Source organism: Streptomyces sp. DT2A-34 (assembly GCF_030499515.1).
Classification (GTDB): Bacteria; Actinomycetota; Actinomycetes; order Streptomycetales; family Streptomycetaceae; genus Streptomyces.
The window spans coordinates 6,174,974-6,200,458 of the sequence record NZ_JASTWJ010000001.1 but is presented as its reverse complement, the minus strand read 5'-3'; the positions used below and the strand labels follow the sequence as shown (position 1 = coordinate 6,200,458).

General features: G+C 69.1%; 19 protein-coding genes. 9 read left to right on the top strand and 10 right to left on the bottom strand.

Features of this window, described 5'->3' with window-relative positions; all coding sequences use genetic code 11:
* Positions 1 to 128: 128 nt before the first annotated feature.
* Genes QQM39_RS27815 through QQM39_RS27805 form a run of 3 tightly spaced genes read left to right on the top strand, consistent with a single transcriptional unit; the run spans position 129 to position 6,215 of the window.
* Entirely contained in the window at positions 129 to 2,330 is a 2,202-nt protein-coding gene (locus QQM39_RS27815; RefSeq protein ID WP_302000293.1) for a CDP-glycerol glycerophosphotransferase family protein, read from the top strand.
* Between the two features lies 1 nt (position 2,331).
* Positions 2,332 to 4,563 carry a bifunctional glycosyltransferase family 2 protein/CDP-glycerol:glycerophosphate glycerophosphotransferase gene (locus QQM39_RS27810; protein WP_302000292.1) on the top strand — a complete coding sequence of 744 codons (2,232 nt, stop codon included), beginning with the start codon at positions 2,332 to 2,334 and terminating at the stop codon, positions 4,561 to 4,563.
* 50 nt (positions 4,564 to 4,613) lie between these two features.
* A complete protein-coding gene (locus QQM39_RS27805; protein WP_302000291.1) occupies positions 4,614 to 6,215 on the top strand; it encodes a hypothetical protein in 1,602 nt (533 codons plus the stop codon).
* A 32-nt stretch (positions 6,216 to 6,247) separates the two neighbouring features.
* Here the strand turns inward: QQM39_RS27805 and QQM39_RS27800 are convergent, their stop codons facing one another.
* Entirely contained in the window at positions 6,248 to 6,547 is a 300-nt protein-coding gene (locus QQM39_RS27800; protein ID WP_302000290.1) for a hypothetical protein, read from the bottom strand.
* Between the two features lie 190 nt (positions 6,548 to 6,737).
* Positions 6,738 to 7,151 carry an organic hydroperoxide resistance protein gene (locus tag QQM39_RS27795; protein ID WP_302000289.1) on the bottom strand — a complete coding sequence of 138 codons (414 nt, stop codon included), beginning with the start codon at positions 7,149 to 7,151 and terminating at the stop codon, positions 6,738 to 6,740.
* Positions 7,152 to 7,278: 127 nt separating this feature from the next.
* Here QQM39_RS27795 and QQM39_RS27790 point away from each other — a divergent pair, with 127 nt between their 5' ends.
* The 3 genes from QQM39_RS27790 (at position 7,279) to galE (ending at position 10,673) form a co-directional block, all read left to right on the top strand.
* The gene (locus tag QQM39_RS27790) at positions 7,279 to 7,758 is read left to right on the top strand and encodes a MarR family winged helix-turn-helix transcriptional regulator (protein ID WP_302000288.1); all 480 of its coding nucleotides are present in this window, start codon (positions 7,279 to 7,281) and stop codon (positions 7,756 to 7,758) included.
* Between the two features lie 166 nt (positions 7,759 to 7,924).
* Entirely contained in the window at positions 7,925 to 9,595 is a 1,671-nt protein-coding gene (locus tag QQM39_RS27785; protein ID WP_302000286.1) for a glycosyltransferase family A protein, read from the top strand.
* A 97-nt stretch (positions 9,596 to 9,692) separates the two neighbouring features.
* The gene (galE, locus tag QQM39_RS27780) at positions 9,693 to 10,673 is read left to right on the top strand and encodes a UDP-glucose 4-epimerase GalE (RefSeq protein WP_302000285.1); all 981 of its coding nucleotides are present in this window, start codon (positions 9,693 to 9,695) and stop codon (positions 10,671 to 10,673) included.
* Positions 10,674 to 10,714: 41 nt separating this feature from the next.
* Here the strand turns inward: galE and QQM39_RS27775 are convergent, their stop codons facing one another.
* Positions 10,715 to 11,224, bottom strand: a complete 510-nt coding sequence (locus tag QQM39_RS27775) for an ATP-binding protein (protein ID WP_302000284.1) — start codon at positions 11,222 to 11,224, stop codon at positions 10,715 to 10,717.
* Positions 11,225 to 11,390: 166 nt separating this feature from the next.
* Here QQM39_RS27775 and QQM39_RS27770 point away from each other — a divergent pair, with 166 nt between their 5' ends.
* The 3 genes from QQM39_RS27770 to QQM39_RS27760 are packed head-to-tail and all read left to right on the top strand — an operon-like array spanning position 11,391 to position 13,356.
* Complete coding sequence (locus tag QQM39_RS27770; protein ID WP_367669171.1) at positions 11,391 to 12,203, top strand: DUF5753 domain-containing protein; 813 nt, start codon at positions 11,391 to 11,393, stop codon at positions 12,201 to 12,203.
* Between the two features lie 11 nt (positions 12,204 to 12,214).
* A complete protein-coding gene (locus QQM39_RS27765) occupies positions 12,215 to 12,421 on the top strand; it encodes a DUF397 domain-containing protein (protein ID WP_302000282.1) in 207 nt (68 codons plus the stop codon).
* Complete coding sequence (locus QQM39_RS27760) at positions 12,418 to 13,356, top strand: ADP-ribosylglycohydrolase family protein (protein ID WP_302000281.1); 939 nt, start codon at positions 12,418 to 12,420, stop codon at positions 13,354 to 13,356. Before QQM39_RS27765 ends, QQM39_RS27760 begins: the two co-directional genes overlap by 4 nt.
* Before the next feature lie 581 nt (positions 13,357 to 13,937).
* Here QQM39_RS27760 and QQM39_RS27755 read toward each other — a convergent pair.
* The 7 genes from QQM39_RS27755 to QQM39_RS27725 all read right to left on the bottom strand — a co-directional run bounded on the left by QQM39_RS27755 (position 13,938) and on the right by QQM39_RS27725 (position 25,397).
* Positions 13,938 to 18,719, bottom strand: coding sequence for a putative T7SS-secreted protein (locus QQM39_RS27755; RefSeq protein ID WP_302000280.1), 4,782 nt, complete (start codon positions 18,717 to 18,719; stop codon positions 13,938 to 13,940).
* Positions 18,719 to 19,327 (bottom strand): hypothetical protein, encoded by a 609-nt coding sequence (locus QQM39_RS27750; protein ID WP_302000279.1) that lies wholly within the window; start codon positions 19,325 to 19,327, stop codon positions 18,719 to 18,721. The genes QQM39_RS27755 and QQM39_RS27750 overlap by 1 nt, the downstream gene beginning before the upstream one ends.
* A complete protein-coding gene (locus tag QQM39_RS27745) occupies positions 19,324 to 19,815 on the bottom strand; it encodes an SseB family protein (RefSeq protein WP_367669169.1) in 492 nt (163 codons plus the stop codon). Before QQM39_RS27745 ends, QQM39_RS27750 begins: the two co-directional genes overlap by 4 nt.
* 195 nt (positions 19,816 to 20,010) lie before the next feature.
* Positions 20,011 to 21,396 carry a glycosyltransferase family 39 protein gene (locus QQM39_RS27740; RefSeq protein ID WP_302000277.1) on the bottom strand — a complete coding sequence of 462 codons (1,386 nt, stop codon included), beginning with the start codon at positions 21,394 to 21,396 and terminating at the stop codon, positions 20,011 to 20,013.
* 416 nt (positions 21,397 to 21,812) lie between these two features.
* Positions 21,813 to 22,358 carry a hypothetical protein gene (locus QQM39_RS27735; RefSeq protein ID WP_302000276.1) on the bottom strand — a complete coding sequence of 182 codons (546 nt, stop codon included), beginning with the start codon at positions 22,356 to 22,358 and terminating at the stop codon, positions 21,813 to 21,815.
* Positions 22,359 to 22,467: 109 nt separating this feature from the next.
* Positions 22,468 to 24,699 carry an ABC transporter permease gene (locus tag QQM39_RS27730; RefSeq protein WP_302000275.1) on the bottom strand — a complete coding sequence of 744 codons (2,232 nt, stop codon included), beginning with the start codon at positions 24,697 to 24,699 and terminating at the stop codon, positions 22,468 to 22,470.
* The gene (locus QQM39_RS27725; protein ID WP_302000274.1) at positions 24,696 to 25,397 is read right to left on the bottom strand and encodes an ABC transporter ATP-binding protein; all 702 of its coding nucleotides are present in this window, start codon (positions 25,395 to 25,397) and stop codon (positions 24,696 to 24,698) included. Before QQM39_RS27725 ends, QQM39_RS27730 begins: the two co-directional genes overlap by 4 nt.
* Positions 25,398 to 25,485 lie beyond the last annotated feature (88 nt).

Here is a 25,485-nt window from a genome sequence, read left to right as displayed (position 1 = left end):
CGCGGCCCACGCCGAGCCGGCCGCACACGTGGCGTCCGGCCGGGCGGCCCGGCCGTCGTCGCACCGCGTGAGGCTGACCCCGGCCTCCTGAAGAACCCGGCCGCCAGCACATCGACAGAAAGAGCAGTATGCCCCGCTTCAGCATCATCGTTCCGTCCCACGGGGTCGCGGGCCGGCTGTCCCAGGCGCTGGACTCGGTCCTCGGCCAGTCCTTCGGCGACTTCGAGCTGATCCCGGTCTGTGACGCCCCCGACTCCCCGGCGGCGCATGTCGTCACCGGGTATGTCGAACGGGACTGCCGGGTGGCGCCCGTGCACTCGCCGCCGGCGGCCGGGCTGGCCGGGGCGCGCAATGCCGGGCTGCGGGCGGCGATCGGTGACTGGGTGCTGTTCCTGGACGGCGACGACGTGCTGGTGCCGGGCGCTCTGGCGGCGCTGGACGCCCGGCTGGGCGAGACCGGTGACGCGGATGTCCTGCACTTCGAGCACGAGCGGACCCCGTGGTGGGTGGGTGAGCCGACCAACCCGGCCGCCCTCGTGCTGGCGCGGACGCCGGCCGGGGTCTTCTCGCCCGAGGAGGCCGCCGAGCTGTCGGGGGTGCAGCTCCCGGCGTGGAGTGCGGCATACCGGCGGGCCTTCCTCGCCGAGCACCAACTCGCCTTTCCCGACGGCCACTTCACCGACGTCGGCTTCGGCGGCCTGGTCGTGATGAGCGCCGCGCGCATGACCGTGCTGCGCCAGGTCGTCGTGCGGCATCTGCTGCGGCGGCAGGGCAACCGGCTGGGCCTGCCGGGGGAGCACCACTTCGAGCTGCTGGACCAGGCCGAGCTGGTGCTGACCCGGGCGGCCGAGCAGGGGCTGTCCGAGGAGCGGCGGGCGGCGCTGTTCGAGCAGCTCTTCGCCGCGGTGCTGAAGACGGCCGCCCATCCGCGACGGCTGCCGCGCGGGCGCCGTGCCTTCTTCCGGCGGGCGGGCAGTCTCTACCGGCGGCACCGCCCCGCCGGGTTCCGGACGCCGGACGGCAGTCTCGGGGTGCAGCACCGGCTGCTGGCGAGCGGGGCGTACGCGGCGTTCCGGGCGCTGCGCCGGGCCAACCAGGCGGCGGCGCGGACGGCTTCGGCGGTGCCGCGTCCGCGCGGGCTGCGCACCCGGCTGCGCTACCGGCTTCAGCTGCGCCGCTCGCTGGATCAGAACCTCGCCGTGTACTGCGCGTACTGGGGGCGCGGCTATGTCTGCAATCCGGCGGCGATCCACGCCAAGGCGCGCGAGCTCGCCCCGCACATCCGCTCGGTGTTCCTGGTCGAGGCGGACCAGGCGCACACCGTGCCGAAGGACGTGGAGTACGCGGTCATCGGCAGCCGTGCGTACTGGGATGTGCTCGCCCGCGCCAAGTACCTGATCAACAACGCCAACTTCGCGGACGCCGTCGTCAAGCGCGAGGGCAGCGTGCATCTGTCGACCCAGCACGGCACCCCGCTGAAGAAGATGGGCGCCGACCAGGCGACGTACCCCGTGGTGGCCGCCGCGACCGGCAGCTTCGCCAAGCTGCTGGCCCGCGTCGACCGCTGGGACTACAACCTCACCTCCAACCGGCACTCCACTCAGATGTGGGAGAGCGCGTACCCGTCGGCGCACGAGCCCCTGGAGTACGGCTATCCGCGCAACGACGTCTATTACACGGCGACCGCCGCAGACGTCGCCCGCGTCCGCCGCGAACTCGGGGTCCCCGAGGGCAAGAAGGCCCTCCTGTACGCGCCCACGCACCGCGACTACGCCACCGGCTTCGAGACGAGCCTCGACCTTCAGGCGCTGTGCGAGGAGATCGGCGACGAGTACGTCGTGCTGCTGCGCGCCCACTACTTCTACGACCAGGGCGCCGCGCGCGGCACCGGCCGGATCATCGACGTCACCGCGCACCGCTCCTCCGAGGACGTGTGCCTGGCCGCCGACGCGCTGATCACCGACTACTCCTCGATCATGTTCGACTACGCCAACCTGGACCGGCCGATCGTCGTGTACGCGGACGACTGGGAGGTCTACCGGGAGCTGCGGGGCGTCTACTTCGACCTGATGGAAGCGCCGCCGGGCCGGGTGGCGCGGACGCCGGGGGAGCTGGCGGCCGTCTTCCGCGACGGCTCGTGGGCGGACGAGGAGGCCAGGGCCCTGCGCGCCGCGTTCCGGGAGCGGTTCTGCCAGTTCGACGACGGGCAGGCCGCCGAGCGTGTCGTACGCCGGGTGCTGCTGGGCGAGCCGCCCGAGGCGATTCCGCCGGTGATCCCCCTCGCCGAGCGCATCCCCGCCCCCGCCGCGACGACCCTCGTGAGGAACTGACGTGCCCCGCTTCAGCATCATCGTCCCCGTCTTCAAGGTGCAGGGCTTTCTGCGGGAGTGCCTGGACTCGGTGCTCGGGCAGTCGTACACCGACTTCGAGGTGGTCGCCGTCGACGACCGCTCCCCCGACGGCTGCCCCGCCATCCTGGACGCCTACGCCGAGCGCGACGCACGCGTGCGCGTGCTGCACCTCCCGGAGAACGTCGGTCTCGGCCGGGCCCGCAACGCCGGTCTGGAGCAGGCGAGCGGTGACTACGTCCTGTTCCTCGACAGCGACGACGCCTACACGCCCGGACTGCTGGCGGCCGTCGCCGCGCGTCTGGAGGCGACCGACGACCCGGACATCCTGGTCTTCGACCATGTGCGCACCCACTGGTGGGGCCGCGGCGGCCGCAGCTCGGCGGCGGACCTGCTGGCCGCGGCCGGCACGGACACCTTCAGCGTCCGCGAGAGCCCGCAGTACCTGCACCTGTTCCTGGTCGCCTGGAACAAGGCGTACCGGCGGGACTTCTTCCTGAAGCACGAGCTGCGCTACGCCCCGGGCCTGTACGAGGACGCGCCCGTCACCTACCGCTCGATGGTGCTGGCCGACCGCATCGCCTGTCTGGAGCGGATCGGGGTCGAGTACCGGCAGCGCCGGCAGGGCGCGATCACGAAGACGCCGGGGCGGCGGCACTTCGACATCTTTCCGCAGTACGAGGGCCTGTTCGCGTTCCTGGAAGAGCGCCCGGACCTCACGTGGGCGCGCCCGCTGCTGTTCGAACGGGCCCTGGACCACATGCTGTTCGTCCTCGCCCGCGAGGACCGGGTGACGCCCGCGGACCGGCCGGACTTCTACCGCGAGATCCGCTCCTTCCACACCCGCCACCTCCCGGACGGCTTCACGCCGCCCGACGGCTGGCGCGGCAAGGAGATGCGGCTGCTGGCGACGGCGCCCTACGCGTCGTACGCCCTGGCGCGCGGCCTGCGCGACGTGCGACGGCTGGCGGGGGCCGGCAAACGGCGCGTGACGGGGGCGGTCTCGCAGCGGGCCCAACGTGCCTGGTACGCGGCCCGGTCGAGGCTTCCGCTCGATCCGCACCTGGCCGTCTACTCGGCGTTCTCGCATCGCGGGGTGCTGGGTGATCCGGCGGCGATCCACGCCAAGGCCGGTGAGATCGCCCCGCACATCAAGGGCGTGTGGGTGGTGCAGGAGGACGCGGTGGACGCGCTGCCGCCCGGCATCGACTTCGTGACGCCCGGCTCGCGGCGCTACCACGAGGTCATGGCGCGGGCCACGTACTGGGTGAACAACGTCAACTGGCCGGGCACCCTGGCCAAGCGCCCCGGCAGCGTCCACATCCAGACCCACCAGGGCACCCCGCTCAAGTACATGGCGGCCGACCTGCTGACCAAGCCCGGCGCCCGGCACGGCTTCGACGTGCCGAAGATGCTGTGGCGGGCCGACCGCTGGGACTACAGCCTGGTGGCCAACCGGCACTCGGAGCTGGTGTGGGAGCGGGCGTATCCGTGTCACTTCACGTCGCTCAGGACGGGGAGCCCACGCAATGACGTGCTGGTCACCGCGGGTCCGGAGGCCACCGAAGCCGCCCGTGCGCGGCTCGGTGTGCCCGCCGGTGACACCGTCGTGCTGTACGCGCCGACCCGCCGCGAGTACCGCCGGGGCGGCCCTGTCGACCGGATCGACCTCGCCCGGTTCGCCGCGGATCTCGGCGCGGACCACACGCTCGTCGTACGCCTGCATCCGTCGCTGGCGCAGGGCACGGCGCGCGGGATGGGTCTGGCCGATCTGCACCGGCGGGGTGTGCTGATCGACGCGACGGACGAGCCGCACGTCGAGGACGTGCTGCTCGCGGCCGATGTGCTGGTCACCGACTACTCGGCCCTGATGTTCGACTACGCCAACCTGGACCGGCCCATCGTGATCCACGCCGACGACTGGGGGGCGTACGCCGCGAGTCGGGGCGCCTACTTCGACATCACGGCGGACGCGCCGGGTCATGTGTCGTGCTCCTACCGGGAGTTGGCGTGGCTGTTCGCGTCCGGGACATGGCGGGACGGGGAGTCGGCGCGGTTGCGGGAGGGGTTCCGGGAGCGGTTCTGCGAGTTCGACGACGGGCTGGCCGCGGAGCGGGTCGTACGGACGTTGATGCTGGGTGAGTCGATGCCGGAGCATCCGAGCGGGGTGCGGGTGCCGGCTCCGGCGGACGCGAGGGCTCACTCGATGAGGTGATGTGAGGTAAAGCCGTTGACCCGACCGGCCCGACCGGGAACATACGGCAAATGCCTCAAACCCACACAACCTCCACTACCAGAGCCGCGGGCGCCGTTGTCGGTGTCCTCGTGCGGAGGACCGTGCGCGGCGCGAGTGCCCTGCGCGGCGGCCGCGGCCCACGTCCGACGCCGTACCAGGTCTTCGGCCTTCTGTTCTGGCTGGTGATGACGCTGGCGTACTGGCGCGTGCCGCTGTGCTGCGACGCGGGCCAGCACGCCGCGGTCGTCGAACGCCTCAAGGCGAACCTGCTCCACCCGCGCCATCCGATGGCGGACCTGCCGGGCGCGGGCAGCCCGTACTACTCGCCGTACACGGTCGCGCAGGGCGCGTTCGCCCGGCTGACCGGGCTGGGCGGCTGGGAGGTGGTGCGGCTGGCCGGTCCGCTGAACCTGCTGGTGCTGCTGACCGGCATCGGCCGCTTCGTGCGGGTGCTGACACCTCGGCCATGGGCGCCGGTGCTGGCGCTGGGGGCGATGACGCTGCTGTGGGGGACCGAGCGGGCCTGGTGGAGCGGCTATCTGAGCCTGATGTCGATGACGGGGAACCTCGGCTATCCGTCGGCCTTCGCCATCGGGCTCACGTTCTGGGCGTGGGCGCTCACGGGGGCGCGGGCGCGCGGGGAGGGGCTCGTGAGGTACGTCGGGCCGAGCGGGCTGCCGGGGTTCGCCGGGTACGCGGGGATCGGCGCGCTGTACGGGCTGGTCCTGCTGATCCATCCGATCAGTGCGGCGGCGGCGGTGCTGGGGGCGGTGGCGTTCGTCGCGGGGTGGCAGCGGGGGTGGCAGGCCGCCGTGGTCGTGCGGTGGGGGGTGGCGGCGGGGGCGGCGGTGCTGGTCGCCGGGTGCTGGCCGTACTTCGATGTGTTCGCGCTGGCCGGGGACCGCAGCGTGGACGGAATTCACCGGCAACTGTACGAGCACCTCGGCGGGCAGTTCTGGCTCGCGCTGCTCGGGCTGCCGGCGCTGTGGTCGCGGTGGCGGAGAGGTTCCTGGCGGGATCCGCTGGTGCTGCTGTTCGCGCTCGACTGTCTGCTCGTGGCGTACGGCTGGGTCAGCGGCCACTACACGTACGGCCGGATCCTCGGGCTCACCCTGGTGCCGTTGCAGTTCGCGCTGGCGGTGGAGCTGGCGGCGCCCCGGCCGTGGAGCAGGGTGCGCCAGGTGCTGGGCGGGGCCGCGGCCGTCGGGGCCTGCGTCGGGTTCCTCACCGTGCAGGGCGGGGCGGTGGTGCCGCGCTCCCTGGATCCGATCGGCTTGGAGCAGCCGTCGCGCTGGCCGTCGTACGCCTGGGTGGCGCGGCATGTCGGAAAGGGCGAGGTGGTGATCTCCGACGGGCACTTCGCCCCTCGCGCCGTCCCCGGGTACGGGCCGAACCTCGCCGCGCCGATCTGGCCCGACCCCGCCTTGGACGAGCGGGAACGGGAGCGCCGGCTCGCCGACGTCCGCGCCTACCTCTCCGACACATCGACCCGCGCCGAGCGCACGGCCGTCGCCCGGCGGTACCACGCGCGCTGGCTGCTGCTGACGCGGTGGAAGAAGGTGCCGGAGGAGGCGGTGGTGGTGGCGTGGAGCCGGGGGACGGGGGAGGTGTTGGCGCGGGTCGGGAGGTGAGGGGAGCCGCCCGCCCGGAAGCGCCGGCCTCGTCACAGAACCGGGCGTCTGCTCATCAGCCAGGGCCAGGCGCCCGCATCCCGTTCCAGCCAGGTGCAGAGCACGTCGGTCGTGGCGCGCAAGGCGCCTCGGCGCGTTTCCGCGCCGAAGTCGTCCGGCAGGTTCGGCAGATGGTGGAAGGGTCGTTCGCCTCGGTTGAGCCTGGCGACTCGCTCGGCGTCCACGTCCATCACGACGCAACGCCGGCCGGCTCTGGCGAGAGCGCCGGCCAGTGAGTAGCCGATCAGTCCGAGGCCCCAGATGCACAGCTCCCCGTTGTCGGTCGTGCTCATGCACACTCCCCCCGGAGACCTGCGCGCCACAGAGGGCTATGCCCGCCGGGGCCCGGAGTATGTCAGCCGGGCCCAGGTAGCGCCGTCGGCATCGCGCTGCCGGGGCCCGGCTGGACTTCACGCGTCGGACCATGCCGGAGCTCGCGGCCGCACCCAGCGACCGCGAGCTCCTGTGAGACCGGTACTCGAATTACTCGATGACGAGGTCGACGTCGATGTTGCCGCGGGTGGCGTTGGAGTAGGGGCAGACCTGGTGGGCCTGCTCGACGAGCTTGCGGCCGGTCGCCTCGTCCAGGGTGTCGGGGAGCTCCACGCGCAGCGTCACCTTCAGAGCGAAGCCCTCGCCCTGCTTGCCTATGCCGACCTCGGCGGTGACGGCGGCGTCGGAGACGTCGACCTTGGCCGCGCGGCCGACGAGGCCGAGGGCGCTGCCGAAGCAGGCGGCGTACCCGGCGGCGAACAGCTGCTCCGGGTTCGTGCCCTGGCCGTTGCCGCCCAGTTCCACCGGCATGGCCAGCGCGAGGTCGATCTTGCCGTCGTTGGTGACGGCGCGACCCTCGCGGCCGTGGGTGGCGGTGGCGACAGCGGTGTAGAGCGCATCCATGGAAAACCATCCCTCTCGAAGTCATCTGCGATCCGGCGGCTCCGTTGGCGGCCGCCGCACGACTGCAAGTAGAGCACACAATTCAATTGCACACAACTAAATGGCGGACACGAGCTACCCTGGAGGCATGACGACCACGCCCACGGCCGACTGGCTCCGCCTCGACCAGCAGATCTGCTTCTCCCTGAACGCCGCGTCGCGCGCCTTCGGCGGCGTCTACCGCGTCGTCCTGAAGGACCTGGGGCTCACCTACCCGCAGTACCTGGTGATGCTGGTGCTGTGGGAGCACGGCGACCTGCCCGTGAAGAAGCTCGGCGAACACCTGCGGCTCGACTCCGGCACGCTGTCGCCGCTGCTCAAGCGGCTGGAGGCGGCCGGCCTGGTACGCCGGGAGCGCAGCGCGCGCGACGAGCGCTCGGTGGAGGTGCGGCTGACGGAGGAGGGCGCGGCGCTGCGCGAGCGGGCCCTGCAGGTGCCGCGCCGGATCGCCGCGGCGACAGGCTTCGACGTGGACGAGATCCGCGAACTGCGAGCGCGGCTGGATCAGCTCACCGAGGCGCTGGACGCGGCGGCGGTGGACGAGGCGGCGGCGGGGCACGGCGCGTAGCCGGGCGACGCGCGCGGAGCCGTGGGGGCGATGAGGCCGCCACCTCCGAAACGCCACCGCCCGCGAATGAACCCGCCTTCGACTCCCGCCGTCTTCCGGAACGCGCCCCAAGTCCCCTCTAACGGGTGATTGCGCATCATTCCTACGATTCCGGAACGTGGCCCCCATGCGCCCTCACGCCACACACACCGCACGCGCCCCGCAGGTCGGCGTCATCGTCATCGGCTACAACGACGCCGCGCATGTGACGACCGCCGTCCGCTCGGCGCTGGCGCAGGGGCCCGCCGTCCGGGAGATCGTCGCCGTCGACGACTGCTCGACGGACGACAGCGCGGACCTGCTCGCCCGCCTCGCCGCGACCGAACCGCGCCTGCGACTGGTCCGGCGCCGGGTCAACAGCGGCGGCTGCGGCAGCCCCCGCAACACCGGGCTCGACCGGGTGACCTCGCCGTACGTGATGTTCCTGGACAGCGACGACGTACTCCCGCCGGGCGCGGTGGACGCGCTGCTCGCGGCGGCGACGGGAGCGGGCGCGGACGTGGCGAGCGGGCTGTGTGTGCGGCGGGAACTGCCCGAGGGGCGCGAAGTGCCATGGCAGGCGTCTCTTTACGCCGCGCACGCCGTGTTCGAGCGCCCCGCGCAGCGCCCGCGCCTGGTCCACGACACACTCTGCGTCAACAAGCTCTACCGCACCGACTTCCTACGCGACCACGGCATCCGCTTCCCCGAAGGCCCCTTCCTCTACGAGGACTTCGTCTTCACCGCGCGCGTGCTCGCCGCCGGACCACGCCTCGCGCTCGTCCCTGACCGGGTGTACGTCTGGCACGTGCGCCGCTCCGCCGGCCGGCTGTCGATCTCCCTGGACCGCGCCGACATCACCAACTGGCGGGCGCGCACGGAAGCGTGCCGACTGGCGTACGAGATCCTTCTGGGCGCCGAGCAGAAGGAGCTGGCACGGGCGGCGCGCGCCAAGTTCCTCGAACACGAGCTGCGTATGTACGCGCGTGAGCTCAGATCGCGCGACGCGCAGTACCAGCACGCGTGGTGGGCGCACACGCGGATGTACCTCGCGGACTACGAGGCGTCCGACTGGACACACAACCCCACGGCGCCCGGCCGCCTCATCGGCCGAGTCATCCTGGCCTCCCCCGAGCCCCGCGACCTGCTCCGCCTCAGAGACCTCGCCGCCCGCCCCGCCCGCCTCCTCCCGCCCTACGCACATGCCCCCGACGGCACCCCTGTCTGGTCGGCCGACCTCCCCCAGGTCACCCTGGAGCCGCTGCTGACCGTCCCCGTCCGTCTCCTCCCCCTCACCGTCGACGCCGAACTGCGCCCCCGCGCGCGTGGCACCCTCCTCCGGCTACGCCTGCACGAGCTGTACGGCCGGGTGGCGCGAGCGGGCCCCGAGGAGGTGGAGGTGGAGTGGCGGCACCGGACACGCGGGCACACGAGGGACTGCCGTACAGCCCGATTCGCCCCTGCACTCGACGGCAGCTGGTCGGCGGAGACGACTGTCGATCTGGCGGCGCTCTGTGCGGGCGGTACGAGCGGTACGAGCGGTACGAGCGGTACGAGCGGTACGAGCGGTATCAGCACCTGGGATCTACGCCTGCGCGTACGCTTCCGCAACGGCGCGTACCGCGAGGTCACGGCGCACACACTCACGGGCGCCGGGCTCCCGCGTCGCCGCATCATGGTGAGCATCCGGTACGCCGTCGTACTCGTGCAGCCGTACGCCGCGCCGTCGGGAGCGTTGGCACTACGTATGGCCCCGGGTTTACGGGGAGTCATGTCAGTGGTGCGCGGCAGACTCCGCCGCCTGCTTCACTGTCTCTGACCACTGACGATTGACCACTGACGATTGACCACTGACCACTGACCACTGATGACCAGTGACCACGGACCACGGACCACGGACGAGGGGACGGCCGCACATGACCTGGCTGATCACCGGCGGCGCCGGCTATATCGGGGCACACGTCGTACGGGCGATGACCGAGGCGGGCGAGAAGGCAGTGGTCTACGACGACCTGTCCACCGGCCTCGCCGACCGCGTCCCCGACGGCGTACCGCTGGTCGTCGGCTCGACCCTGGACGGCGACCGCGTCGCCCGCTGCCTCACGGACCACGCGGTCACGGGCGTGGTCCACCTCGCGGCGAAGAAGCAGGTGGGCGAGTCGGTTGCCCGCCCCCTCCACTACTACCGCGAGAACCTCGAAGGCCTGCGCGTCCTCCTGGACGCGGTGACGGCGACCGAAGTCAGGTCTTTCGTCTTCTCCTCCTCAGCAGCCGTGTACGGCGTGCCGGACGTGGATCTGGTGACGGAGGAGACGCCCTGCGTGCCGATGTCGCCGTACGGCGAGACGAAGCTGGCCGGTGAGTGGATGGTGCGGGCGACGGGCCGGGCCGCGGGTCTGGCCACGGCGTCTTTGCGCTACTTCAACGTAGCGGGCGCCGCGAGCCCCGAGCTCGGCGACGTCGGCGTCTTCAACCTCATCCCCATGGTCTTCGAGAAACTGACGGAGAACGCGGCCCCGCGCATCTTCGGCGACGACTACCCGACCCCCGACGGCACCTGCATCCGCGACTACATCCACGTGGTCGACCTGGCAGAGGCCCACGTGGCCACGGCCCGCGCCCTCCAGTCCTCGCCCAGCCTCGACCTCACGCTGAACATCGGCCGCGGGGAGGGTGTCTCGGTCCGCGAAATGATCGACATGATCAACGCCATCACCGGTTACGACCGCCCCCCGACCGTCACCCCCCGCCGCCCCGGCGACCCGGCCCGCGTCGTCGCCTCCGCCGACCGCATCGCCACTGAGCTGGGCTGGAAGGCCAAGCATGATGTGCGGGACATGATCACTTCGGCTTGGGAGGGCTGGGTGCGGATGCATCCGGAGGCGGCGCGGGGCTGAGCCTTCGCCCGCGCCGGCCGCGCGGGAGCGCAGCTGTACGGTCATCGTCCACGCCCGGACGGCCCCGGCGTCCCGAGCTCGAACCAGACCCCCTTCCCGCCCTCACCCCCGCCACGCCCCGTCCGCCACCCACCCCGCTCGGCACCCCACCGCCCCGCGGTGACCGAGTCGAGGATCCACAGCCCGCGCCCGCTCTCGGCGTCGTATCCCTCCCTCATGACCGGCAGGGTCACATCCGCGTCGAAGACCGTCGCGCGCACGCCGGCCGGGTTGGTGACCAGGAGCAGTCCGGCGCCGGTTCCGGCTGCGGTTGCGTGGACGCAGGAGTTGGTGACCAGTTCCGAGACGCAGAGCGCCGCGTCGTCGACGATGCCGCCGAGGCGCTGCGCTTGCAGGACGGAGGTGACGAAGTCGCGGGCGATGCGGGGGAGGTGGCGTGGGAGGGGATGCGGAGGCTGTATTCGGGCATGGGGGATCAGCTCCAAGTCGCCTTGAGTGAAGGGGAGTTGCCAGCGGACGAGAGCGCTCGCAACCGAGAGTGTCGCCCGCATCACTGAAGGTAGGGCACAATCCATACCCGTCACAACCTATACCCAGAAAATGCCGACCCTCCGTGTACCCCGTGCCATGCTTGCCCGGCACGCTCGTACGCTGGAAAGGACCAGGGGGACGCCAGAGATGCCACCCAGGAGCAATCCCACCTATCGGCAGGAGCGATTGGGGGCCGAACTGCGCAAGATGCGCGAGCGCGCGGGCATCACCGCGCGAGCCGCAGCCGCGCTGCTCAGCTCAAGCCCCATGCATCAGAGCCACGTTGAGACAGGCCGCAGCGGCATCAGCGAGGACCGCCTCCGGCGCCTGGCGAGGCACTGCGCCTGTGATGACTCCGCATTTGTGGATGCGCTGGTCGGCATGGCTCAGGAGCGGGGCAAAGGCTGGTGGGAGGAGTACCGCGGCATCATCGTCCCCGTCGGCCTCGACCTGGCCGATCTGGAGCACCACGCCGTGCGCATCCAGACCTTTCAAATGGCGCACATTCCCGGCCTGTTGCAGACGGAGGATCACGTGCGAGCCGCGTTCCGCTACGGATCGCCGGAGCTGACACCCCAGGATCTGGAAGCGTATGTGGCGTTCCGCCTACGCCGCCAGGAGATCATCACGGACTCACCCGCGACACCGTACGAAGCGATCATCCACGAGGCTGCCCTGCGCCTTCTCGTCGGCGGCCGCAAAACAGCCCATGCACAGTTGGAACGCATCATCGAACGCTCCGAGTTGGACCATGTGACCCTGCGCGTCCTGCCGTTCACTGCCGAGGACTTCGCGGGAGCCGGGCACTCGATGGACTACCTGCACGGCCCCGCTCCCCAACTGGACACTGTGCAGACCGACAGCGGTCACGGCAGCGTCTTCTTCGATGCCGAGCCGCTGCTCAAGCGCTACCGCAAGCGGTACGACAGGGTGGCAGGCTCAGCCTTGGACCCGGCCAAGTCCCGGGACTTCATCGCCCACATGCTTCAGGAACTCTGAAAGGTGTCACCATGACCACATCCCTCACCTGGCAGAAGTCGTCTTTCTCCGGCGGCAGCACAGGCGATAGCTGTGTCGAACTCGCTCTGCCCAACTCCTCCCCCACCTCCCTGCACCTCCGCGAAAGCGATATCCCCACCACCATCCTCACCACCACCCCCACAGCCATACACGCCCTCCTGACCACGATCAAAGCCGGCAACGACCTCCCTGGATGAGCGCCCCCTCCCGAACGAACCGCGCCCTCGGCACAGTCATCGGGTCCGCCGTAGGCGATGCCCTGGGCGCACCCTTCGAGTTCGGGCCCGAAGGCGCCTTCTCCGCCCGCTTCCCGAACCCAGGCCACGGCGGCGAGATGTGCGGGGGCGGCGGCTGGGACCCGGGCGAGGCGACCGACGACACGCAGATGGCCGTACTCGTCGGCGAGTCACTACTGGAGTGCGGCGGGCTCGAACTCCCCGACGTCTTCCGGCGCTTCCAGCGCTGGGCGGCGGCCGAGCCGAAGGACATCGGCCTGCAGACGGAAGCCGTACTGAGCAGCGGCGACCCCTGGGACACGGCTGCGGCGCTGCACTTCCAGGTCAGCCAACGGGCCGCGGGCAACGGCGCGTTGATGCGGGCGGCGACCTCCGCCGTGCACTTCTCCCGCGCCGGCCGCGAGGCCACGATGGACGCGGCTCGCCGACTCGCCGCCCTCACGCACGGGGACCGCGCGGCCTGGGAAGGCACGGCCATCTTTCACGAACTGGTCCGGGTCGCCCTCGCCGGAGACGACCCCCTGGCCGCGGTCCCGGACACCCTCACAGCCGTCCACCCCGACCACCGCGACCGCTACGCCACCGTCCTCGCCCCCTCCTGGCACCCCGACCAGGCCACCGAGTTCAACGGCGCCGTATGGCCCTGCCTCGGCTCCGCCGTATGGGCCCTGCGCACCACGACCTCCTACGAGGACGCCGTACGCGCCGCCATCGACCTCGGCGGCGACACAGACACGGTCGCTGCCGTGACCGGCGGGCTGGCCGGGGCGGCGTACGGCATCGACGCCGTACCCGAGCGGTGGACGGCGGCGCTGCACGTGCCGTTGCCGGGTTTCGGTGAACGGGTACTGCGGATCGGGGAGTTGGCAGACCTGGCCCGGCGGCTGAGCGGCTGAGCGGCTGAGCGGCTGAGCGGCTGGCCAGGCTCACCGGAAGGGGATGTTGAGCCAGGGGCTGGCAGGGTCGGACATCAGGACCCGGTGGACACTGACGCCAGTGGCCGAAACATATCACCATGGGCGCAAATTCAGACAAAGAGAAGCAGATCCTTAATGGCGAGAGCGTCATGGGAGAGCACAATGGTCTCTTTTCCTTCCAGGTCTGACTTCCGACCATGGTGAGCCTGCCGTACAGAAATCACCGAACGGCCGATACCGTGAGTACGATATCCCGGAGTTACCCCGAGAATCCGACCTCAAGCTCACTAATTGTGATCCCTTTGACCAGCAAGGAAACTCCACTTCCGGCAAGTTGCACTCTGGCACTGTGAGGGGGATCAAGGAATTCTACTCGCCGCCCATAGCACTCAATCCAGTCAAGTGAGAGATGGAAAGCTGCACTTGAAGGGCCGACGGTGGGCTCGACGATGAACTGTCGCCCAGGACGCACAACGCCACCCACGCACCTGACAATGCAGATTGCACTCGCAGGTTCAATCTCCTCAACCGCATAGATCTGCAGCTGTCCGGCGGCCTCATCATCCATGCGCGTACGCCTCTCTTACGAACTGCTTTATCTGCTCTGGTGACAGCTTAGGGACGTCCCACTCCAAGGCATCGGTGATTCCGCCGTAGGCGTTCACCTTTGGCACTTGGATTCCCATCTTGCCAAGAATATCTCTGGCTACATCCACTGGCACTTCGACACTGGCTCGACGAGCCAGTTCTCCTGCAGACAGTCGCACACCAACCTCTGCCTCTGCTCTGATATATCCACTCGCAGTTTCAATCCCTTCAAGTGCGCTTCTCGGGATCACTTGCACCACGGCCTCACCATATTGCTCTGAATGCCTTGCGAAAGTCGCTGCAACGCCCGGGTCTGTCGACGTGGGCGTGAATCCGACATCCTGGTTCCCGCTGCTCGCATCCCAGCCCCGGGTGGTCCCGCGGAACAGGTGTTCTTCTTCAGTGCACGCTTTGGGTGCCAACCCCAGCGGGTCAGTCCATATATGCGGGTTTCGCACATATGTGACAGGATTCGGTGCCGGCGCCAAGCCCAGCGGATCCGTTGTGAGGTAGCGGGCGGTTTCGGGGTCGTAGTGGCGGAAGTAGTTGTAGTGGAGGCCGGTTTCGGGATCGTGGTACTGACCAGGGAACCGGAGGGGGGTGTGGGCGGTGGCGGTGCGGTTCCAGGTGGTGGTGCCCCAGAGCGTGGTACGGGTGCGCCAGGCGATGGCGCCGTGTTCGTCGACCAGTTCGGTGGGCGTACCGATCAAGTCGGTGACGATCGCGTAGAAGCGGGAGTCGATCTCTTCCTGGGGTGCAGTGGCCGCGTCCGCCGTCGTTTTTCGTTCGGTTTGGGTCAGGGGGCGTATGCCCTGGTGGTCCCAGGTGAGAGTGATGGTCGGCTGAACTGTACCGGGGGTGTGCGTGGTCTGTTCGGCGAGGGTCGTGCCGTCCCAGGTGAAATCGACCTGTTCCAGGACCGTCTCGCCATCGGCGGCGAGCCGTTGTTTGGCGATGCGGCGGCCGAGGGGGTCGTATCGGTAGCGCCAGGTGGTGCCGTCGGGGGTGACCACGTGGGTGAGGTGGTCTTCGGCATCCCACGTGTAGCGCCAGGTGTCCGGTTTGTGGGACAGGCGGGTCTTCTGGCGCAGGGTGATGCGGCCGGCTTCGTCGTGTTCGTAGCGGACGTTGCCTGCTCGGGTGATGCGGGTGCCGGTGTAGGTACGGTCGCCGGTTGATTCCTGGCCTGGCATGGGGGTCGGCCAGGTGGCGTGGGTCTGGTTGCCTGCCGCGTCGTAGGCGTAGGACTCCGTCCAGTTCGCGGCGTGGACTGCGGTGACCCGGCCCGCTGCGTCTAGGTCGAAGCGGCGGGTGCCGTTCAGGTGGTCGTCGATGGCGGTGAGGTTGCCGTCGGCGCGGTAGGTGTAGGCGCGGTGCTGTAGGCGCTGGCCGGTGGGACCGGTGAGGTCCTGCTTCGTCAGGCGGCCCAGGGGGTCGAAGGCGTTGGTGAGGGTGAGGGTGTCGCCTATGTGGCGGGTCAGTTCGCGGCCTGCCGCGTCGTGGGTGAAGGTGAGGGTGCGGCCGGCGGTGGTGAGTTCGGTGCGGTTGCCGGCCGCGTCGTAGGTCCACGTGCTGGTGGTGCCGGTTGGGGTGGTGCGGCCGGTACGGCGGCCCAGGACGTCGTACGTGTAGGTGAGGGTGCGGTCGTTGACCGTCTCGGATATCAGGCGGCCCGTGTCGTCCCGCTGCAAGGTCAGGACCGCGTCCGGGTTGGTTGCCCGGGCCAGGGCACCCGTCGCGTCGTACGTGTAGGTGGTGAGCGCTCCGGCCGCGTCCTTGCGTACCGCACGGCCCAGCACGTCCCTGTCGAAGCAGATGGTCTCGCCGGAGGCGGTGGTGCTGGCGGTCAGTTGGCCTGCCGCGTCGTGTGTGTACGTCAGCGTGCGGTTGTCGAAGTCCGTCTCGGCGACCAGACGCCCGGCCGGGTCGTACTCATAACTCCAGGTCAGTCCCTGGGGGTTGGTGACCTGGGTGAGGCGTAGCTCGGTGTCGTGGGTGAAGGCGTAGCGAACGCCGTCCGGGCCCGTGCGGGCCGACATCAGATCGAAGTGGGTGTACTCGTAGCGGGAGACCGCGCCCATGGCGTCGGTGTGGCTGGTGCAGTTGCCCTCGCCGTCGTACGTCCAGGACTCTGTGGTGCCGTCCGGGGCGGTGCGGCGGGCGGGCTTGCCCTCGACCGTCCACTCCAGGTGGGTGATCGCACCGAGGGGGTCCGTGATCGTCGTCGGGCGGCCGAACGCGTCGCGTTCGTAGCGCGTCACCGCGCCCAGCGGGCCCGTGACCTCCAGAGGCAGGCCCGCGGTATTGCAGCGGATGGTGGTCGTCGCGCCCGTTGCGTCCGTTACCGCGCTCAGGTGGCCGAGGTCGTCGTAGGTGAAGCGGGTCGTGGCCCCCGAGGAGTCGGTCACCGTCGTGCGGTTGCCGAACTCGTCGAACTGCTGGCTGACGTGCGTGCCGTCGGGGCCGGATATGGAGACGGGCAGGCCCTGGTCGTTGTAGCCGATGCTGGTGTAGCGGCCGTCGGGACGGACGACCATGATCGGGCGGCCCGCCTTGTCGTACGCGTAGCTGGTGGTGCGGCCGAGCGGGTCGGTGATCGTCAGTGGGTGGTCGTAGCGGTCGTGCGTCGTGCGGGTTGTCGATCCGTCGGGGCCGGTCTCCGCTACCACCTGCAGGTCGCCGTTGATCTCGTAACGGGTGGTGTGGCCCAGGGAGTTGGTCGCGGTGATGGTGCGGTGGCCGGTGTGCGGGTCGGTGTCGCCGTAGGTGTACGTGTAGCGCAGGTGGCCTGCGTCACCGCCCTGCGAGGTGCAGCGGTCCTGGTCGTCGTAGACGTAGTGGTAGGACGAGTTGTTCGTGTCGGTCCAGGCGGTGATCCGGCCCCGCTCGTCGTTGGTGAACCGGGTCGGCAGGCCGGAGGAGTTCGTCACCGCCGCCAGGTGGCCGTGGTCGTCGTAGCCGAAGCGGACCAGTTCGATGTCGCGTTCGGCGGCGGCGTCGGCGAGGTGCAGGGCAGTGATCCGGTCCCCGGCGGTGGTGATCTTCAGGTGGTAGCCGGCCGAGTGCACGATCGCCGTGGGGGCGCCCTCGGCGTCGTATTCGAAGGTGAGCCATTGACCCGAGCGGTCGATGAGCTGTGCCAGCAGGGCGATGCCGTTGCCGTCGCCGCCCGGGGCCGCGAAGTCCCAGATGCGGCCCGACTCGGGGTCGGTGACGGTGTAGTCGCCGTAGGCGTCGATGGTCAGCGGGTAGCGGTCGCCCTCCAGCGGCAGGGTCGGCAGATCCGGCACGGGGTGGGGGTAGGCCAGCAGGGAGCCGTCCTCGCGGACGAAGATCACGCCCTCGGCGTCGATCTCCAGGCGCTGATCGGCGGTGGACGTCCACCTCGGACCGAACCAGCGGCCGGCTCCGTACGACGACTCGAACTGCCGGGAGAAGACCAGCGGCAGCTTCGCGGGCAGGGTCACATCCGTCTGCGGCAGCGACATCCGGCCGGTGGCCATGTCGATCGGATCACTGCCGAACAGCTTGCACCACAATTTCCGGGCGGTGTTGCGGATCGACGCGCTCACGCCGTCACGCGCGGCTCCTGCCGCCGCACCCTTGGCCAGCCCACGCGCCGCACCCCGGCCCACGGCCCCGGCGCCCTTGCCGCCGATCAGGTTCGAGGCCAGATAGCCCGCCGCGTCGCCCGGGTCGCTGCTCCAGCCGCTGCCGATGATGGCCTTGGGCAGGCGTTCGGGATGAGCCGCGGTGCCCACCAGCCCGGCCAGCACCATGTTGGAGTTCTTCAACCACTCCCCGGGATGCGAGAGGTTGTAGGAGTCCATCGGGTTGACGGTTCGGAACAGCTTCACCATGTCCGCCCCGCCCTTGAGGAAACCCCCCACCACGTGGGCCTGGTTCAGCTGCATGCTCACGAAGCCGTCGACGGCGTCGGCCTTCAACCGGTCGGTGAACTCCGGCTTCGGCGGAGCCAGCTCCAAAGCATCCGCCACCCGGCGCCGCGCATCACGGGCAGCATCGCGGCGCTGGCGGCGCGCCTCGGCCAGGATCTCCTCCGCCTCCTGCCGGCGCGCCACGCCCGGATCGACGAAGTCACCCGGCTCGGCCGGTTTCCGTCCCGTCTCGCGCCCCGCCAGCGCGGCCGCCATGTACTGCTCGGCCGCCTGCTCATACGCCCTCACCTGAGCGCCGTGCGCGTCCTGCGCCCGCCGGCTGGCCTCCTGCGCATCTCGGTAGACGTCGATCGCCACCTGCGCCCGCTGCTGCGCCCAGCGCACCGTGTCCGCGTACGCCTCCAGCGCCCCGGCCGCCGCCTCACAGGCATCGGCCGCCGTCAGCCACTGCTTGGGATGCATGTCGAACTTCTCACGGAAGGCGTCCGCCGCCTGGCCCTGCCAGCCCTCGCCGTCCAACGAGCGCATCCCCTGACCGACGTTCTCGAACGCCCGGGAGAAATCCCGCAGATGCCTCGCCCGCGCCTCCAGCGCACCCGCACTGCCATGGACCAGTTCCTTCGGGTCCTCGCTCTCACCCAGAGCGCGCTCGGCGACATCGCCGCCCAGCCGGTTGTTCACACCCTCGCCGAAGTCACGCACCCCTTCAGCCGCGCCATCCGCACCGACCGCCGACAGGACATCCGCCCCCCGGTCCGTGCCCCAGTTGACCGCCTCCCCGGCGCCCCTGCTCACACCGTCGGCGACATTCCCCAGGCCGTCCCCGAAGTCGTCGACCAGATCCCCCAGGCCCATCAGCGCTCAACCTCCCCGAACGAGGTCTCCTTGGGGCCGTCCCACTGCCAGTCCGTCCGCGGATCGAACAGCGCGTCCGGGGTCACCGTCGAACTCTCCACGTCCTCCCCGGCCTGCGCCCATGCCTGCCGGGCCGCCGCGTCGGCCTCCCGCATGGACTCCGCGCTCAAATCAGCGTTCATGACATGGGAGACGGGATTGTCCTTCAACGTCTCCGACCAGGAACGCTGCTCAACCTCCTCCTGGGACAGGGACGGATTGCCCGCCGTCGCCGTCCACAGCGTCTTCAGGGTGTTCGACGCGTACTGCTCCTGCTCGTGATACAGCCCCGCCGACAGGTTCAGCCGCCCCGCGAACTCATTGGCGTCTTGCAACAGTGAGCGCACTCCCCAGCCCCACCGCTCACAGAAGTCCGCGAACGTCTCACGCAGCGCCGCATCCCCCACCTCCAGGCCCGCCAGCTCCAACTCATCGAAACCGCGCCCCTGGCCCGCCTCGATGTCGAAACCCAACTCCTTCAACTCATCCGTCGCCTGGTTGATGCCCCGGGTGATCCGCTCCAGCGCCTCCGGATCAACCCGGTAACCACCGCCACCGCCCCCGCTCACGGACCCGCTCCCTCAGCCCCCACACCCACACCCACCGCCACCGCCACCGCATCCGGCACAATCCCCGCCACCGGAGGCAACACCATCCCCGCCGCACTGCCCGCATCCACCGCAACCCCCACCGGCCCACCCACACGCGGGATAACCCGGTCCAGCAGCCATGCGCCGTACGCCGGGACGCGCTCGTCGATCGTCTCGCCCCGAGCCTCAGCGAAACGTGTCAGCGCCGCATCGTCCGTGAACGCAAACAGCCAGCGGATACCGCCCGCCTCAACCGAGAGCAGCGAGCCGTCCACAACCGGCACCAGCAACTCACTGCGTCGGAACTCCCCCACCACCGCCCGCAGATCACCGCTCCCGGCCTCCGCCACATCCTCCAGATCGGCCACAGCCTCCAGATCGGCCACAGCCTCCAGATCGGCCAGATCCGCCAGGTCCGCCAGATCCCCCAAATCCGCCAGTAGCAGCCGCAATGCGTCGGCGCTCACGTCAGCCCCCGTCGTAGATGTCACCGCTTGGCCTGCGCCAGCTTCACGTACGAAATCGATCGACTTTGATCATCACTGATGCGAATCAGTACCGTAACTCACGGGTCTGACAGGGTTCCAAGCAGTTCAAGCGACTTTGCGTTCACTTGGCTTGAACCCGCCTTCGAGGGAGTCAGGGGCGCCGACGCCCACCTGTCATCGAAGGGTGATCACCGTGGCATCACCGACAGATCCGCTGGTACAGATGGTGCGAACGCTGGTTTCCCGCCCATCGATGAGGCGCTTGAGCGCTGTCCGGCCGGGCTGTAGTCGTCCTCGCTCGAAGAGAACAAAGTGGATCGCGGTGTCTGCGGGTGGCGTCATCTTTCTGAATTGGCTGTACGTGACGGCGTCACAACCTGAGTACCACCCCATCTCGGGCTCGTATCCGGTAACGATGAGACACGGCCCGTCGGAGGCGAGTTGTTGTGCGACAGGCCTGGTGGAGTCGCCCAGACGCTCAGGGCCGGGCATGGCTCCGTGCCCGACGACTTGCATGGTTGCCAGAGTTGTCACCGCAGCCAAGAGAGCGATGGACAGGAGGACAGGGGAGGCCCAGGGGCCTACACGATTGGCTATCGCGGTCACGCCGAGGATCGTGAGAAGAATGACGGGCAGGTAGATGAAACGAGGCTCGCCGTCCGTCGCGAATCCTAGGATGACGCAAGTCAGAACAGCGGTCGTCCCGAGGAATATGGTTCGCCGGTCGTCCACTTGCCGGTCACTGCCATTGCCCTGACGAAAACGCCGGACCCGTCGCACGGCCGCGAACACCGCGACGAGTCCTGCTGCCATGACGATCGCCCCCAGGTCGCCGGCGAGCCGGTAGGGAAAGATGGCGATGTAGTACAAGAGGCCGTCGCCGATGAATGTGCGCTCCGCCTGGTCAGTTGCCCAGAGGATGAGGCCCAGCGGGGAGCCGGTCTTCTCGAATGCGTAGATGAAATGCGGCAGAAGGCCGACTCCCAGGACTATCGCCGCGAAAGCGATACGTCGCCTCTCCGCACCCCAGGCCCGAGGCCCGTAGGCCAGCACGGCGGCCAAAGTGATCGCCAGCATGTTGCCGACGATCCCGTAGCGCAGATAGAAGGCTGCCAACACGACGAAGGGAAACACGAGCAGGGCTCGCGAGTGCCTCTTCTCCTGTGCTCTGACAAGGAGGAAGACGACTATGAGCAGGAGACCGGTGGAACCTATGTCGTTCAGGAACTCCGGGACCCTGCGGAGGAATCCGAGCCCGCTGAGCAGCAGCAACACCACCACGACCGCACGGCGGCGCGACATCCACTGAGCGGCGACAAGGTACACGGTCGTGAGCGTGAAGAGGCTCAGGAGCAATGCGACCACGCGCAGCGCGCCCACATCATTGTGCAGTGTCAGCGCCAGCCGTCCGAGGGCCGGGAGTCCTATGGGCCGGTACAGGCCCCATCCCGCGTCCGGGGTGTCATCGAGCCAGGAACGAGCCTTGTTGGCGTAGACGGCTTCTTCGTGCGCGAAATGCGGTTCTCTGTCCTGCAGCCAACTCCAGGCGCCGACGGCCAAGAGGAGCGTGCCCGCGAGACAGCCCCGAACAGGCAGGCGCCTGGCCTGGTCGACTATTCGCTGTGCCGACTCCGGAACTGCCGACCGCGCCCATTGAGGCCGAGCCAACAACCAGGCGGGAGCCGCACCGAGGAGGAACGGCCAGGGCTGCCATCCCGGCAGCAGGCCTCCCATCCCGGCGCTGATCACGAGCTGTTGGAGGACGGCAGCCGCTGTGAGAGTGATGGCCGTGCCCAGCATCAAGCGTTGCGCGCGAGAACCTGTGGCCGAGGGATCGGTGGGCTTCTCCGCGGTCGCCGCGGTCGCCGTAGTTCGATTGTGACTCATGCGTATGGATCCCCTGGCGCCGGCCCAGCGCAGGGTGGCGGACTGAAGCGCCTGCGTTTGCCTTGACGTAACTCAGCACTTGACGTAACTCAGCAGGCGTATCTGCTGAGGACTTCACGGGTGTGGCTGTCGGCGGGAATCAGCCCGTCCTTCGTGCCGTCAAAGAGCAGCGCCCGATTCTCTCCGCCCCCTTGGGGGACAACTTTCATCCGGTCACCGGAAATTGACGGACTTTCAGCGAGCTGGGCCCGTTCACTGGCATACGGTGTTTCGGAAAGGCACGCTCCCGCGCCACCGTAGTTCCGCGCGTATTGACCGTGGTGGTCCATGTACGCCCATGCGAACAGGGTGGCCGCTGCCACGGCTACGGCAACGCCGACGCTCGCCAGCGCGCTCAGTGAGCGCGCCGCTGTGGTCCGTACGCGACGCTTGACGGACCATGCGGCCCACGCGGCCCCGCCGACGGCCATCCCGGTCACGGTGATGCCGAGCGCGATGAAATCGATCATCGCGCTCGATTCGAGTTGGGCCGCCTGCCAGATGGCAACGGCGGAGGCGATCATTGCTGCTGCCGCGACGGCACTCGTCAGCCGCATCGTGGGGAACTCGCGCGGACGGGCGTCGGTCGTGTTCATAGCAATACCTTCAGGGTGCTTATCTCTTTGCATGGCGCGGATTGCCGATTGCCGACTGCCGCTTACTTGCGGGGACCCGGGCGCGTCGGCATGACGAGAAACTCATCGCTCACGGCTGCCAGTTGCGTGCCTGTTTGCCTGCGATCCCGGCAGCCCACCACCACATCACGACGGACACAGCGAGCACCACGCCGACAGCCGCTGCCATCAAACCCATGGGTACGAAGTACGTGATCCCGGGTCGGGACACCGGTCGTGCGAGCCAGGCGGCAATGACGCTACCCGCCACACCGGCTGCGCCCAGCGGCGCGATGATCGCCAACGCGGCGCTGCTGCGGAAGACTCGGTGGCCGCCGGTCAGGACGGTCAGCGGCCCCAACGCCCGCCCCTGCCTCAAGAACTCCGCCTTGCCGCTGAGTCCCAGAGCCAGTACGAGGAGTCCCATGCCCAGAACACCGAAGAAGCGGATCCACCGGCCCTGATCTCGGTCGGGCATGCTGTCCGCCACCCATTCCTCACCGGGAAAACGGACCTGGGCGCCACGGGGGTAGGCGGCGTAGGAAGCCTCTTTGAGGGCCGGCACGGCAGGGCTCCCGCCATCGGCTTTCACCACGGCCAGGGTGGAACCGCTGGTCACGGCTTGCTTGGCAACCTCAGCCCGGTCCGCCCGGACCACCTCCAGATAGGTGCCGCCCTTCGTGTTCCATTGGAGCAGTGTCTGCAGCCGGTGGTCGAGAACGAGGTCCACACGCGTCTTGGTTCGCGGGCATGGCAGGCGCAGGCTCTCCAGGGCAGGACAATCTCCGCGGATGCTGACGGGCTCACTGGCCTTCTCCGCGCTGGTGAGGAGGACCGGCACGTTGCCTTCCGGCAGTAGCCTCAGGAAGTCAACGGTGTCTTTGGCGGTGACCGTTTCCCTGGGGCCGATCTCGGCGACCTGCCTACTGGTGGTGCTCAGGGATCGCTCCACCTGCGCGTTGTAGGTCGCGAAGATTCCTTGCCAGGCGAGGACCTGAGCGAAAACGATCAGACCCACGACCACTCCCGTTACCAACCGAGCCGTGGCAGCCGGATAGCGAATCATCCTGCGACCCGCGATGAGAGTGCCGGCCCACCCTCGTTCCCGTCCCGTCCGTTCCAGGACCGTGCCAAGCCTGGCCACCACAACGGCCACGGCAGAGGGAAGCGTGAGCACGACAGCTGCTATGCCGATCCCGCTGATCCATGTCCGGAGCTCTGTGTTCTCACCGGTGAGTTGCGGTCCCCGGGTGGCCAACAGGATCGCAAACGGACACACCATCGCGATGCGGAGCTGCCAGCGTGACCCGTGGATCCCGCGGGGCCGGGTTCCCGTGGCGCGGCTGAATACACGGTCACTGACGACAGCCAGAGCCAGCGCCACAACGATGCTGACGACCGGAGCCAGCAGAGCGGTCCAGCCATGCTGACGCACATCGGCCGAGGAAAGCAGATATCCGACGTAGGGCACCTTGATGTCTACCGCCATGGCCACCGCAATGACCGGAGTCGAGGCGAAAACGCCCCACGCCACCGGGCCTATGGCCTCCCCGATGGCGATCAGGGCTCGATCTCGCCGTCGGCCTCCCAAGGCATCAACCAAGGCGCTCCGGCGATCACGGCTGTGCGCCCCGGTTCGAAGCGCGATGAACAGCAACACGAGGCTGGGCAGGAGCAGCAGTCCCATGACGACGGACCGGAACATGCCCTCGGACTTGTCGTCGTCACGTCCCATTCCCGGCGCCAGGCCCTCGGCCAACTCGGTACCCGGCTGGGGCCCGAATCCCACGACCGACTCGACCGGGGCCTGCGGCTTGAGGCCGGCCGCAGGGTGGACGTACGCGAGCCATTCGCCCGGATCCTCCAGTCCCTCCTGCCCGATCGTGCCTGAGAGCTTCCCGTAGCGACTGGCGATCCGTTCAGCAGCCCCTGCCTTCAGCAGGCCGGGAGAAAGCACCGCTTCACTCGGCGCCGGCCACCGCTCCACACCCGGGGGAAGGGGGGCATCCGCCGAACGCGGCGCCAGAAACACGACGCTGAAACGCCGCTGATCCTTCAACGCGTCCGTACCGACCAGCCACATGGTGGCCGACTTGCCGTTCAGTTGCCCGCTCTGCCACGCAGGGGTCCTGGCCTCGCGCCGTTCCTCCTTGCCGGTATAGGCAGCGTGCACCATGACCAAGACGCCCACGCACAACGCGACAGCGAAAGCCGAGAAGGCCAGGGCTGCGTATCGGATACGCGCAGCCTCCGAGCGGCGCCCCGAGTCGCGGCCCACGCGCAGCAGCCGTCGTGCCAGACCGCCCGCAATCGGTCCGCTCATGCTGCGATCGCTTCCTGTTGAGCCGGAACCAGCGCGCCGTCCTGGAGGCTCAGGACCCTGTCGGCGCGCGCTGCCACCCGCGCATCGTGCGTGACGAGCAGCAGTCCGCAACGCCGTCGGCGGGGGAGGTCAAAGAGGAGATCCGCCGTACGCGCGGCCGTGTCGGGGTCGAGCGCGCCCGTGGGCTCGTCCGCCAGGAGCAGCGAGGGCGAATTGATCAACGCGCGAGCCACGGCGGTGCGCTGGTGCTCCCCGCCAGAGAGCTCCTCCGTCGTCTCGGCGTGGGGAACTCCCAGTTCATCGAGGAGTTCCTGAGCCCGACGGTGGCTCCCCGCGCGCTGGGAACGTGACAGGAGGGCTGCCAGGGCAACATTGTCGACAGGACTGAGTTCTGGGAGCAGTTCGCCGAACTGGAAGACCGTGCCGATGGTTTCGCTGCGCATGCGGGAGATCTCTGAGCGGCGCAGCCTGGTCACCTCTGCATCGCCCACACGAATGCTTCCGCTGTCGGGCTTGATCAGGCCGAGGATCGACGACAGCAGCGTGCTCTTGCCTGAACCGCTCGGGCCCGTGATCGCCACAGCCTCGCCGATACCGACGCTGAGCTTCAGGTTGTCGAAGAGAGGTCGATTCCGGACCGCGTAGTGCAGGTTGTCGATTTTCAGTACGGGCGCAGGCCCGGCGTCAGACTGGCTCACTTGACTGCCCTCAGGTTGATCTTGCTGCAATGCGCCGAGGTAATTAGCGGGCCCGCGGGGGCAAAGATTGTGGCCTTTGCCCCCGCAG

What these genes read in the sequence shown, in the direction of transcription:
- QQM39_RS27795 (WP_302000289.1), bottom strand. Translation starts at nt 7,151, where the DNA reads ATGGATGCGCTCTACACCGCTGTCGCCACCGCCACCCACGGCCGCGAG.
- QQM39_RS27775 (WP_302000284.1), bottom strand. Translation starts at nt 11,224, where the DNA reads ATGCGGGCGACACTCTCGGTTGCGAGCGCTCTCGTCCGCTGGCAACTC.
- QQM39_RS27755 (WP_302000280.1), bottom strand. Translation starts at nt 18,719, where the DNA reads ATGGGCCTGGGGGATCTGGTCGACGACTTCGGGGACGGCCTGGGGAAT.
- QQM39_RS27735 (WP_302000276.1), bottom strand. Translation starts at nt 22,358, where the DNA reads ATGAACACGACCGACGCCCGTCCGCGCGAGTTCCCCACGATGCGGCTG.
- QQM39_RS27800 (WP_302000290.1), bottom strand. Translation starts at nt 6,547, where the DNA reads ATGAGCACGACCGACAACGGGGAGCTGTGCATCTGGGGCCTCGGACTG.
- QQM39_RS27805 (WP_302000291.1), top strand. Translation starts at nt 4,614, where the DNA reads ATGCCTCAAACCCACACAACCTCCACTACCAGAGCCGCGGGCGCCGTT.
- QQM39_RS27815 (WP_302000293.1), top strand. Translation starts at nt 129, where the DNA reads ATGCCCCGCTTCAGCATCATCGTTCCGTCCCACGGGGTCGCGGGCCGG.
- QQM39_RS27760 (WP_302000281.1), top strand. Translation starts at nt 12,418, where the DNA reads ATGAGCGCCCCCTCCCGAACGAACCGCGCCCTCGGCACAGTCATCGGG.
- galE (WP_302000285.1), top strand. Translation starts at nt 9,693, where the DNA reads ATGACCTGGCTGATCACCGGCGGCGCCGGCTATATCGGGGCACACGTC.
- QQM39_RS27785 (WP_302000286.1), top strand. Translation starts at nt 7,925, where the DNA reads ATGCGCCCTCACGCCACACACACCGCACGCGCCCCGCAGGTCGGCGTC.
- QQM39_RS27790 (WP_302000288.1), top strand. Translation starts at nt 7,279, where the DNA reads ATGACGACCACGCCCACGGCCGACTGGCTCCGCCTCGACCAGCAGATC.
- QQM39_RS27730 (WP_302000275.1), bottom strand. Translation starts at nt 24,699, where the DNA reads ATGAGCGGACCGATTGCGGGCGGTCTGGCACGACGGCTGCTGCGCGTG.
- QQM39_RS27765 (WP_302000282.1), top strand. Translation starts at nt 12,215, where the DNA reads ATGACCACATCCCTCACCTGGCAGAAGTCGTCTTTCTCCGGCGGCAGC.